The sequence below is a fragment of the Ottowia flava genome (assembly GCF_008017535.1).
Lineage (GTDB): Bacteria > Pseudomonadota > Gammaproteobacteria > Burkholderiales > Burkholderiaceae_C > Ottowia > Ottowia flava.
In genome coordinates this window covers 115,948-127,078 of sequence record NZ_VRUA01000012.1, presented here as the reverse complement: position 1 = coordinate 127,078, position 11,131 = coordinate 115,948, and the positions used below count along the sequence as shown (strand labels likewise).

Sequence of the window (11,131 nt, the reverse complement as noted above, 5' to 3'; positions counted from 1 at the left end):
AGCTGGTTTGGCTTGAGAACTCCATCTTGCTTCACCTCGGGTGAACAACCTCTTGGGAAACGACAGCTAGGGCGCGAGTGCACCCGCACATTAGATGGGTCTGCCGTCTAGCGACGGCTCCTCCTACTCCGGGGCGCGCCCCAAGGCGCGGCATTCTTCGGCCGCGTGGGGCGGCCAATTTGGCGGCTGATGCCGTGCATGTTGAGGTTAGCCTCGTGGCGCGTGAGAGCCGAGCGTATGCGCTGCCCCCCGCCGTGGGTGACTGCCTTGGACGCCTTCGGGTGCGCGTGGCCCTTAGAGCGGGATGATCGTGGCTTCTTTCGCTGTACGGATGACCATCATCGTGAAAAAGCGCTTGACCCCTACGTTTTGTCGAAAGAGCCGATTGCAAAGCGCGTCGAACTCTTCCATGTCTTTCAGGCGCAGCGTCAGAACTACGTCGGTGCGTCCCGTCACGGCATAGGCCTGAGCCACAGCCGGCTCGATCACGGCCAGCTCCAGAAATCGGCGCTGCTCCTGTTCACCATGCTCGGCCAACTCAACCAGGACGACAGCTTTCAACCCCCGTCCGAGCCGTGAAGGGCTCAAGACGGCAACGATGCGGTCAACGAATCCATCGCGCAGCAATCGTTGCACGCGGCGCAGACAGCTCGAAGGCGACAGCCCCACCTCCTGCGCCAGCGCCGCGTTCGTGCGGCTCGCATCGTTCTGGAGCAAGTTCAACAGCTTGCGGTCAATTCGGTCCAGCATCGTTTGAGCTGCAATATTGTTCGAAAAACATGCAATATTTGACCACACCTTGCGCGCCACCAATCCTACGATCGCCAGACGAAAGGAGAGGACTAATGCGTTACCTGTGCCAGAGAATGAAAGCCACGTGGGGGATTTATTGGGAGTTGGTGCGCATCATCGTTCCAGTTGCGCTGGTGACCGAAGTGCTGATGATCACCGGTGTCGTCTCCGCGCTGGCACCGTTGTTGGCGCCGTTGATGGCTTGGTATGGCCTGCCGCCAGAGTTGGCTCTGGGCTTGCTGGTTGGCTGGCTGGTGGGGGTGTGGAGTGCGGCGATGGTGCTGTTCGTGTTGGTGCCGCCGTCGGCACTGAGCATTGCTGACGTCACGGTCTTTTCCGCTTTGCTTCTGTTCGCGCACGCGCTACCCATCGAGCAGCAGATCATCCGTCGTGCTGGGCCGCCGCTGCTGCTTACCACGGCACTTCGAGTGGGCGGCGGACTGATTTATGCAGCGGGCTTGCACGCCCTACTCAACACCACAGGCTGGTTGGCTGAGCCTGTGGCGCCGCGCTGGCAGCCTGCACCGGAAAGTGTGGGGTGGGGCGGGTTTTTTCTGGGCTTGGGCGAGACCCTGCTCATGATGTTCGTGATTCTCGCCACGCTAATGTGCCTGCTGGACCTGGCGAAGGCTTCCGGGTTGATGGCGGGCCTGCAACGGGCGATGGGGCCGCTGCTGAGGCTGGCCGGCATTCGTGGTGACGCCGTGCACTTGACCGCAGTGGGCTTGTTTCTGGGCATTTCGTATGGCGGCGGACTACTGATTCGGGAAGCCCGGGAGGGACACATCGCCAAGCGTCAGGTACTGCTGTCCTGCATTTTTATGGGGTTCGCGCACAGCCTGATTGAAGACACTCTGATCGTGGTCTCGCTGGGTGCCGATGTCACGTCGGTGCTGCTAGGGCGCCTGCTGTTTGCTGTTGCCGCAACCGCGATCGTGGGGGTGGTGTTGGCGCAGATACCAGAACGGTCATCCTGATGCTCCGCATAGAGGATCACTGGCCGTCTTGGATGCTACAACAACAATAGCTGACTACGCTTATCCCGCAGTGGCGAAGGCCCGGGTCAGCGGTTTGGGCTTTGGTTGGCCTCAGCGCCGCACTTGCAGCGCGCCGGGGTTGACGATGTTGGTCGGTGTGCCGCGCAGGTAGTTCAGCACGTTGTCGAAGGCGGCACCAAAGTACATCTCGTAGCTGTCTTGCTCGACGTAGCCGATGTGCGGCGTGCAGATGCAGTTTTCCAGCCGCAGCAGGGCGTGGCCTTGCAGGATGGGCTCGCTTTCGAACACGTCCACAGCCGCCATGCCGGGCCGGCCGCGGTTGAGTGCGCTGACCAGGGCGTCGGGCTCGATCAGTTCAGCGCGCGAGGTGTTGACCAGCAGCGCCGTTGGCTTCATCAGGCCCAGGTCGGCCAGGCGGATCAGGTGCCGCGTGCTGTCGGTCAAACGCAGGTGCAGCGACAGGACATCGGCAGCAGCAAAGAAATCGTTGCGTGTGGGCGCAGTGGCGTAACCGTCGCTGCGCGCGCGCGCCATGGATTCGGGCGAGCCCCACACCAGGACCTGCATGCCGAACGCGCGGCCGTAGCCGGCCACCAACTGGCCGATCTTGCCGTAACCCCAGATGCCCAGCGTGCGCCCGCGCAGCACCGTGCCCAGGCCGAAGTTGGCGGGCATCGACGCGGCTTTCATGCCCGACTGCTGCCAGGCGCCGTGTTTGAGGTTGCCGACGTACTGCGGCAGCCGCCGAACGGCGGCCATGATCAGCGCCCAGGTCAGCTCGGCCGGTGCCACCGGCGAGCCGACGCCCTCGGCCACCGCGATGCCGCGCTCGGTGCAGGCGGTCACGTCGACGTGGCTGCCGACCCGACCGGTTTGCGAGATCATGCGCAGCCTGGGCAGCTTTTCGATCAGCGGGCGCGTGATCTGGGTGCGCTCGCGGATCAGCACCAGGACCTCGGCGTCGCGCAGGCGCACCGACAACTGGCCCAGGCCCTTCACGGTGTTGGTGTAGACCTTGGCCGGGTAGGACTCGAGCTTGGATGCCGCAGCCAGCTTGCGCACGGCGTCCTGATAGTCGTCGAGGATCACGATGTTCATCCCGCCATTGTGCCGCTGGCGCGGGTCTGTCGGCACCGCGCCCGAGCAGGCAGGCTGGCCGTATCGCCGTAAGCGCCATTTGCAGACGACAGGGTCGGTGGCTTCAGACCAACGACCGACGTCTATCGGTCCAGGGTGGCGTCTGCGACGAGTTCAACCGGCTCGCCCTGAGGTCTGAGCGGCGCCGGCGCGGTAACGCTGCCAGAAGGCAAAAAGGCGTGGGCCTCAGGCGCGGCGCGCCATGGCGTCGGCTAGGGCTTCGGCCTGTGCCAGCCGTTCCAGTTCGGCACACACATCAATCAGGCGGCCGGTCAAGCGCAACGCGCCGATGCGACCGCCCACTGGTTTCGCTGTGACCTGATCAACAGGCAGAACGGATTGACGGGGCAAGCTGGCGCCCGCCGGATCGGCAGCGGGCGCCGACGCGAGACGCAGTGCGGCACGCCGCTGCGCTGCCGCAGCCCAGGACGCCGGAGAGGGCGCGCACACCGGACCTGTGGCACTGGTGGCGCAAGCAGCCGCAGCTGCGCGCGGGCGCGCGCGGCGGAAAGCGGGAACGGACGAGGCCGAGGCCAGGTCGCCCAAGTAGATGACGTTGGTACCCATGTAAAACCTTTCAGGCATTGCGAGGTTGGACACAGGCGAGATTGCTGTGGGCAGGCCAAGGGGGCCTTGCCCAGTTCGCGCCGCCGTAGGGTGTGGACAAGGGCCGGTGACACTGTGCGCCACCGCCGGCTTGTCTGCACGCCCGCCACCTGCAGCGGCGCGAGCCCACGCTGCGCTAGAGCAGCATGCTGTTGCGGATCAGGCCAACGGCGAGGCCTTCGATTTCAAACGGCTCGCCCGGCTGCACGACGATGGTCGGGTAGTCGGGGTTTTCGGCGTGCAGCTCGATCTGATTCTTCTGGCGGTGAAAGCGCTTGACGGTGACGTCGTCTCCCAGGCGGGCCACCACGATCTGGCCGTTGCGCGCTTCGCGGGTGGACTGCACGGCCAGCAGGTCGCCGTCCATGATGCCGGCGTCGCGCATGGACATGCCGCGCACGCGCAGCAGGTAGTCGGGCCGGTGCACGAACAGGCTGGGTTCGATGTGGTAAGTCTGGTCTACATGTTCCTGCGCCAGGATGGGCGAGCCCGCCGCGACGCGGCCCACCAGCGGCAGGGCCAGTTGCGCCATGCCGGGCAGGGTGAGGCTGGACAGATCGGCCCGCGCACCCGTGCTGCGGCCTGCGCCCTTGAGGCGGATGCCGCGCGAGGTGCCGCTCACCAACTCAATGACGCCTTTGCGCGCCAGCGCCTGCAGGTGCTCTTCGGCCGCGTTGGCGGACTTGAAGCCCAGCTGCGACGCGATTTCGGCGCGCGTGGGCGGCGCGCCGGTGCGCGCGATGGCGTGTTGCACCAGTTGCAGGATCTGTTGCTGGCGGGCGGTGAGCTTGGGGTTGTCGGTCATGGAGGTCTCCGGCCGGGGGCCTCGCGGGCGCCCGACACCTGTATTGATATCCAGTGCCTGTATTTTTAACCAGTTATTTGCAAAGCGCAAGTGGGACTGGTCTTCCAAATGCGGCTTTCGCGCGACGAAGGCGCTGGAATCGCGCGCGGATACGCTGACGGGCTGACCCGATAATGGCGCCCCAGAGACCGACAACAACACCGAGGAAGAGGACATGCAAGCACCGCACGGCGTGCCGGAAGGCCGATCGCACGCAACGCGCCAGAGCGATCTCCGTTGGCCGCGCCGCTTGGTCGTCGCCACGCTGTGGGCCGCTGTGGCCTCTGTGACCGCGTGTGGCGGCGGATCGGACGATGCGCCGGCGCCCAGCCCAACGCCTGCCCCAGCGCCAACGCCTGCCCCAGCGCCAGCGCCTGGCCCTGCGCCCGCACCGGCGCCCGGACCCGCGCCAGCACCGGCCCCTGGGCCAGCTCCTGCGCCCGCACCGGGGCCTGCACCAGCGCCTGGCCCCGCGCCAGCGCCCGCACCGGGGCCTGCCCCTGCGCCCGCGCCGACCCCGGCACCTGCCCCGAGCCCTGCGCCCGCGCCCGGACCAGCCCCTGCACCCACACCTGCGCCGGTACCCACGCCCGCACCGAGCCCGACACCGGCGCCCGCGCCTGCCAATACGCAGCTGTGCGGCGACATGAACGAACTGCTGGCGCTGATCAACCAGTTCCGCTCACAACCCCAACTGTGCAGCGGCAGAAGTCTGTCCGCCGCGCCGCCCTTTGCGTGGAATGGGGCACTGGCCAACGCCGCCGCGCGCCATTCGGGCGACATGGCGGTCAACAACTTCTTCAGCCACACGGGCAGCGACGGCAGCAACCCCGGGGCGCGGATCGCGGCGGCCGGTTACAGCTTCTCTTCCTGGGCCGAGAACATCGCAGCCGGCTCGTCCGATGCGCGCGGCACCTTCGACCAGTGGCGCACCAGCACGAGCGGCCATTGCGACGCCATGATGAGCGCGGCCTGGACCCAGATTGGTGCCAGCTGCGTCGCGCGCCGGGGCACCACGTATGGCTATTACTGGACGCTGGACTTCGGCAAGCCGCGCTGAGCGGTCCAAAAGGCGCCGACCGCCGCGGGTGGCCCATAAATAAAGGGCGCAGACCGTTCGGTCTGTGCCCTTTTTTGACCCTTGAGCGGCGTGGATGCGCGCGGCCCAGGCGGGGTGTCGTTCAGTGGTCAGTCGCCCAGCGCCGCCAGTGCCCGCGCCGTGATCTCCTCCACCGTGCCGGTGCCGCTGATGGCGCGGTACTTAGGCGCGGCAGCGGGTTCCTTGGCGGCCCACTGGCTGTAGTAATCGACCAGCGGGCGGGTCTGGTCGTTGTACACGTCCAGGCGCTTGCGCACGGTCTCTTCCTTGTCGTCGTCGCGCTGCACCAGCGGCTCGCCCGTCACGTCGTCCTGGCCTTCCGTCTTGGGCGGGTTGAACTTGACGTGGTAGGTGCGGCCCGACGCCGGGTGGCTGCGGCGGCCGCTCATGCGTTCGATGATGGCGTCGAACGGCACGTCGATTTCCAGCACGTAGTCGAGCTTCACGCCCGCCTGTTTCATTGCCTCGGCCTGCGGCAGGGTGCGCGGGAAGCCGTCAAACAAAAAGCCGTTGGCGCAGTCCGGCTGGGCGATGCGCTCTTTCACCAGGTTGATGATCAGGTCGTCGCTGACCAGGCCGCCCGATTCCATCACGCCCTTGGCCTGCAGGCCCAGCGGCGTGCCGGCCTTGACGGCGGCGCGCAGCATGTCGCCGGTGGAGATTTGCGGGATGCCGTATTTCTGGCAGATGAAGGCCGCTTGCGTGCCTTTGCCGGCGCCGGGGGCGCCCAGAAGAATCAGTCTCATCTCTCTCCTCGGATGGGGTGGGGCCGGCCCGGCGACGCGCCTCCTGTGCGGGGCGGTGGGCAGTCCTTCATGGGGTCATGCGCAGCGGCGAAGGCGCCGCGCGCGGGGTTTTCCGATCAAGAATAGCACGCGAAAGCCCACGCTTGGCTGACGTTCAGGCGCCTTTGCGACCCTGGGTCCAGAGGCGCTGCACGCGCGCCAGATCTTCGGGGGTATCGACGCCCGGGCCCGGTGCCGTGTCGGTCACGTGGACCGCGATGCGGTGGCCGTGCCACAGCGCGCGCAGCTGTTCCAGCGCCTCACACTGCTCCAGCGGCGCGGGCGGCAGGGCGGGGAAGGCGCGCAGGAAGGCCGCGCGGTAGCTGTAGATGCCGATGTGGCGCAGCGGCGCGGGCGCCGTGGGCAGTTGGGTGATGCCGCCGGCAAAGCCGTCGCGCCACCAGGGCAGGGGCGCCCGGCTGAAGGTCAGCGCCAGGCCTTGCGCATCGGTCACCACCTTCACCACGTTCGGGTTGGTGAATTCTGCAATGCTTTCGATAGCGTGCGCCGCAGTTCCCATCTGCGCTGCAGGCTTTTTTGGCAGCAAACCGGCGACGGCGTCGATCAGCGCCGGATCGATCAGCGGCTCGTCCCCTTGCACGTTGACCACCACGTCGTCGCCCGCCAGACCGAGCTGTTCGCAGGCCTCGGCCAGGCGGTCGCTGCCGCTGGCGTGGTCGGCGCGTGTCAGCAGCGCGCGCACGCCGTGGGCCGAACAGGCGGCGACGATCTCGGGCGCGTCCGTCGCCACCAGCACTTGGGCCGCGGCCGAGCGCTCGGCCCGTTCGGCCACGCGCACCACCATCGGCTCGCCGGCGATGTCGGCCAGCGGCTTGTTGGGCAGGCGCGTGGAGGCCAGGCGCGCGGGGATGAGGACGGTGAAGCTCATGGGCAAAGAGGTGCTCGGACGCTGGGAAGAGGTGTATCGGCCCGTCGAAGGGCCGGTGCGGCTGCGGTACGGCGCCGATGGCGCTGCGACCGCCGCGCTGCTCGCACAGGGTACCCGATGTTCAAACGGTGATCGCTTCTGTTTTGATAGCTGTCTGCGCAGACTGGGAGCGCGCTGGAGGCTGATTTGAATGGAAATCGACGCGCCGCCCTCCGGCGGCAGGCCTGGCAAGGCCTGGTCAAGCCCGCGGGCCCCGCGCCGGTTCGCCCCCGGTGCTTACTCCACCGAGATTTTCGCGGCGGTGGGCGAAGCGTCCAGCACCAGCTTGTTCGGCCAAGTCGGCCATTTTGTGCCCAGCGCCGCGTCGTTCGGGTTGCCGGTGCGCGCGAAGGCGGCCAGCGAGGCCATCATCGCGCCGGACAAGGCCTCGCGCCCGCCGCGGTTGGCGTCGTTGACGATCACGTTGGTGTACAGCGCCGGCCCGAAGTTGCCCAGCAGGAAGGGCAGGTCGAACGCGTGCGCCGCGCCATACACGTCGTTCCAGGGCGCGGCCTCCTGCTTCCAGTCGAAGCGGTAGGACCAGACCTTGTCCGGCGTCTGCGTGATGAAGGCGTTCAGCATGTTGTCGCGCAGCGCAACGAAGAACTTGGCGTCCAGCGCGGCAATGGCCGGGTCGTAGGCGGCGCCGTCCGGGTAGGCCGGGTTGATGATGTCGCCAAACGTCGCGGCCTTGGCCTTGGCGGCGTCGAACAGGATCGGGAACAGCTGCGCGTCCGGCAGCTTGATGCCCACCGGATGCCCCACCAGCGGCAGGAAGGTCGACAGCAGCTTGCCCTCAGAGCGGGTCATGCCCGCCAGCAGCGGCGTCTTGACGTAGTTGCCCGCCAGGATGGCGGCGATCGGGTCGGTGGCCACCACCGTGCCTTCCGGAATCGGGCCGGAACCGGTGCTGTTGGGCAGCCCGCCCACCGTGCGCACGCCCACTTTCAGCACCGTGCTGGCGGGCTTGCCGCGCAGGTAGGCGGCGATGTCGGCGCTGCTGTGGCCCTGGATCCAGGCGGTGGCGCCCGCGGCGTCGGCGGCGGTGCCATCGTCGATCAGCAGCTTGGCCAGCAGCACGTTGGACAGCGCCTCGTACGTGGCCACCGGGTTCAGCGCGGGGATGTACCCGTTGTTGCCCGCCAGGTTGTTGGCCGGCTGCGGAAAGCCCGGGCTGGTCGCCACCGAGATGCCACCGGACAGCGGCGCCAGCTTGTGGAACAACCCCGCCGCGCGCTGGCCCGGCGCGGTGGCCACGGCCAGGATGTTGATGGCGCCGGCCGACTGGCCGGTCAGGGTCACGTTCTTAGCGTCACCGCCGAAGTCGCCAATCGTTTCCTGCACGAAACGCAGCGCCTGCACGATGTCCAGCACCGCGTAGTTGCCGGACTGGTCATCGGCTGTGAGCGTGGGGTCCACCGCGGTGTCGCGTAGCGCCGGGTGGCGGAAAAAGCCCAGCTGCCCCAGGCGGTAATTGGCGGTGACCACCACCGCATTGGCCTTCTTGGCCAGCGCCGCGCCGTCGTACATCGGGTCGGCGCTGTAGCCGGTGATGTTGCTGCCGCCGTGGATGAAGACGATCACCGGCAGGTTCTTTTCGCCCGTGGCCGGGCGCCAGATGTTCAGCGACAGGCAGTCTTCGCTGCCCGGCGTGTGGCCCGTGACCAGGTTGTCGCCCACGCTGGCGTCAAAGGTGTTGGCGTTGCCCGGGCTGTACAGGCGCGGGTTCTGGATGCACGACGCGCCAAAGCTGCGCGCGTCGCGCGTGCCGGTCCAGGCGACGGGCGGGCGCGGCGCCTTCCAGCGCAGTGCGCCCACCGGCGCCTGGGCAAACGGGATGCCCTTCCAGAAATACGTGCCCGACCGCGCGCTGTCGTTCACGCCTTGCACGGCGCCGTAGCGGGTGGAAGTGTTTTCGGGGTTCATGGAATCGTCGCTGCCTCCGCAGGCGGTGATCAAGACGCTGACGGCGGCCAAGGCGAGCAGGGCGCCGCGCCGCATCGGGCGGGAAAAGGGCATGGCTTGTCTCCGGTTCGTTGCAGGTGCGCACCCATCGTACGCGCAGCGCGCCTGCAACGCGTCGTGGTCGCGACACCGCCCCGGGGCGCGCGCCAGCGAGCGTCAGCCCACGGTCGGCGTGCGCGGCGGCAGCGCTTCCAGCTCGGCGTCGGACAGGGTGCGCGCCTCGCCTTCCAGCATGACCGGGATGCCGTCGCGCACCGGGTAGGCCAGGCGGGCCGAGCGCGAGATCAGCTCCTGCTTCTCGCGGTCAAAGTCCAGCGGGCCCTTGGTGACGGGGCAGACCAGCAGTTCCAGCAGTTTGGGGTCCATGGCGGTGTTTCGGTCAGTGCGCTGCCGATGTCGACAGCAGGTTCATGATCAGGACGCCGGCGATGATCAGCACCATGCCCAGCATCGCCCACACGTCCAGCTTTTGCCCGAAGGCGACCCAGCCCACGGCGGCGATCAGCACGATGCCCAGGCCCGACCAGGTGGCGTAGGCGATGCCCACAGGGATGGTGCGCAGCGTCAGCGACAGCAGCCAGAACGCCAGCCCGTAGCCGACCACCACGACCGCCGTCGGCCCCAGCCGCGTGAAGCCTTCGCTGGCCTTGAGCGCACTGGTGCCGACCACTTCGGCCACGATGGCGATCAACAGGTAGAGGTAGGCGGACATGGGCGAATGGCGCGACGGGGGGCGCCAAAACGAGGGCTAAGGCGCGGCCGGCGTGCGGGGATGATAGCCCCGCGCTGCCAGCCGCCGATCCAGCGCGTCGAAGAACGCTGTGGGCACCTCCAGCTGCAGCGGCACCGCCAGGGCGTGCGGCGCGTGGTGCCACAGTTTGACGGCGTCTTTTTCGGTGCAAATCACCGTCTCGCCAGCGCCAGATTTGCGCGGCCAGCTACTGAAATCGTAGTGATCGGGCAGCGCGATGGTCTCGTGCAAGGTCAATCCGGCGGCGCGCAGCATGTCGAAAAAGGCCTCGGGCCGGGCGATGCCGGCCACGGCGACCCGTGTTTTGGCCGCACCGCGCAAGTCGGCCAGCGCGACCGTGCTGCCGTCAGCGCGCACGGCGTGGTCGGCCAGGCGGCGCGCGGCGCTGAAGGCCTCCGCGCCCGGCGGCAGGGGCAAGTCCGGCCCTGGTTCGGTGCGCAGCACCAGGTCGACCGGGCGGGGCCAGGCTTCGCGCAGCGGGCCGGCGGGCAGCCGCCAGCCGTTGCCCACGCCGCGCGCGTCGAACACGCAGATGGCCACGTCGTGCGCCAGCGCCCAGTGTTGCAGGCCGTCGTCGCAGACCAGGATGTCGCAGTCGGGGTGCGCCGCCAGCAGGGCGCGGCCGGCGTCGGCGCGCTGGCGGGCAACGAAGACGGGCACGCCCGCGCGCTGGCGCAGCAGCAGCGCTTCGTCGCCCACCGCGAACGGGTCTGACTGGGGCGTGACGGGCACCGGCGCATCCGGCGCGGCGGGGTCGAACCGGGTGCGCCCGTAGCCGCGCGACACGATGCCCGGCCGCCAGCCGCGCGCCTGCAGGTGGCGCACCACGGCCAGCGTGGTCGGCGTTTTGCCCGCGCCGCCGGCCACCACGTTGCCGACGACCACGACCGGCACCGGCAGCCGCTCCGCGCGCGCCAGCCCGCGCCGCCGCTGCCACGTCGCCACCGCGCCGTACAGCAGCGAGAGCGGCCACAGCACGCACGCCAGCGGCCCACGGCGCTGCCAGGCGGCGCGCAGGCGGTGTTCGAGCGACAGGCTTTCGGGCATAGGGTGCAACGCGGCACCGGCGCGGTGATGCCAGGCAGGGCAAGGCGCTGCGGTGCGGGCGCAGTGTGCCACGCGGCCGGGCGCGGGCAAGGGGGCTTGCGGGCTTGCGGGAGGCGTCGTGGTCGCACGGCGCGCTGCCAGGGCGCTGCCTTCACCCCTGTCGAAGCCAGGTGGGAACG

The 11,131-nt window shown here is 68.5% G+C and carries 12 protein-coding genes; 2 read left to right on the top strand and 10 right to left on the bottom strand.

Annotated features, from left to right (window positions below; translation table 11 throughout):
• Positions 1 to 294: 294 nt before the first annotated feature.
• The gene (locus FVQ98_RS13210) at positions 295 to 750 is read right to left on the bottom strand and encodes an Lrp/AsnC family transcriptional regulator (protein WP_222707606.1); all 456 of its coding nucleotides are present in this window, start codon (positions 748 to 750) and stop codon (positions 295 to 297) included.
• Positions 751 to 845: 95 nt separating this feature from the next.
• Here FVQ98_RS13210 and FVQ98_RS13205 point away from each other — a divergent pair, with 95 nt between their 5' ends.
• On the top strand, positions 846 to 1,769 hold the full coding sequence (locus FVQ98_RS13205) for a nucleoside recognition domain-containing protein (protein WP_147913912.1): 924 nt from the start codon (positions 846 to 848) through the stop codon (positions 1,767 to 1,769).
• A 111-nt stretch (positions 1,770 to 1,880) separates the two neighbouring features.
• Here FVQ98_RS13205 and FVQ98_RS13200 read toward each other — a convergent pair whose 3' ends face one another.
• The 3 genes from FVQ98_RS13200 to lexA all read right to left on the bottom strand — a co-directional run bounded on the left by FVQ98_RS13200 (position 1,881) and on the right by lexA (position 4,338).
• Positions 1,881 to 2,888, bottom strand: coding sequence for a D-2-hydroxyacid dehydrogenase family protein (locus FVQ98_RS13200; RefSeq protein WP_147913911.1), 1,008 nt, complete (start codon positions 2,886 to 2,888; stop codon positions 1,881 to 1,883).
• Between the two features lie 225 nt (positions 2,889 to 3,113).
• Entirely contained in the window at positions 3,114 to 3,494 is a 381-nt protein-coding gene (locus FVQ98_RS13195; RefSeq protein WP_147913910.1) for a hypothetical protein, read from the bottom strand.
• A 175-nt stretch (positions 3,495 to 3,669) separates the two neighbouring features.
• Positions 3,670 to 4,338 carry a transcriptional repressor LexA gene (lexA, locus tag FVQ98_RS13190; RefSeq protein ID WP_147913909.1) on the bottom strand — a complete coding sequence of 223 codons (669 nt, stop codon included), beginning with the start codon at positions 4,336 to 4,338 and terminating at the stop codon, positions 3,670 to 3,672.
• A gap of 685 nt (positions 4,339 to 5,023) precedes the next feature.
• On the opposite strand from lexA, the gene FVQ98_RS19695 reads away from it, so the two are divergent.
• Entirely contained in the window at positions 5,024 to 5,437 is a 414-nt protein-coding gene (locus FVQ98_RS19695) for a CAP domain-containing protein (protein ID WP_187265728.1), read from the top strand.
• A 128-nt stretch (positions 5,438 to 5,565) separates the two neighbouring features.
• On the opposite strand, the gene adk is transcribed toward FVQ98_RS19695, so the two are convergent.
• The 6 genes from adk to lpxK form a co-directional block, all read right to left on the bottom strand.
• Entirely contained in the window at positions 5,566 to 6,222 is a 657-nt protein-coding gene (adk, locus tag FVQ98_RS13180; RefSeq protein WP_147913907.1) for an adenylate kinase, read from the bottom strand.
• Between the two features lie 154 nt (positions 6,223 to 6,376).
• Positions 6,377 to 7,150, bottom strand: coding sequence for a 3-deoxy-manno-octulosonate cytidylyltransferase (gene kdsB, locus FVQ98_RS13175; RefSeq protein WP_147913906.1), 774 nt, complete (start codon positions 7,148 to 7,150; stop codon positions 6,377 to 6,379).
• Between the two features lie 276 nt (positions 7,151 to 7,426).
• The gene (locus FVQ98_RS13170; protein WP_147913905.1) at positions 7,427 to 9,208 is read right to left on the bottom strand and encodes a carboxylesterase/lipase family protein; all 1,782 of its coding nucleotides are present in this window, start codon (positions 9,206 to 9,208) and stop codon (positions 7,427 to 7,429) included.
• A gap of 102 nt (positions 9,209 to 9,310) precedes the next feature.
• Positions 9,311 to 9,520 carry a Trm112 family protein gene (locus tag FVQ98_RS13165; RefSeq protein ID WP_147913904.1) on the bottom strand — a complete coding sequence of 70 codons (210 nt, stop codon included), beginning with the start codon at positions 9,518 to 9,520 and terminating at the stop codon, positions 9,311 to 9,313.
• 13 nt (positions 9,521 to 9,533) lie between these two features.
• Positions 9,534 to 9,866: a DMT family transporter gene (locus tag FVQ98_RS13160; RefSeq protein WP_147913903.1), complete on the bottom strand. Its 333-nt coding sequence runs from the start codon at positions 9,864 to 9,866 to the stop codon at positions 9,534 to 9,536.
• Between the two features lie 36 nt (positions 9,867 to 9,902).
• Entirely contained in the window at positions 9,903 to 10,952 is a 1,050-nt protein-coding gene (lpxK, locus tag FVQ98_RS13155; protein WP_147913902.1) for a tetraacyldisaccharide 4'-kinase, read from the bottom strand.
• Positions 10,953 to 11,131 lie beyond the last annotated feature (179 nt).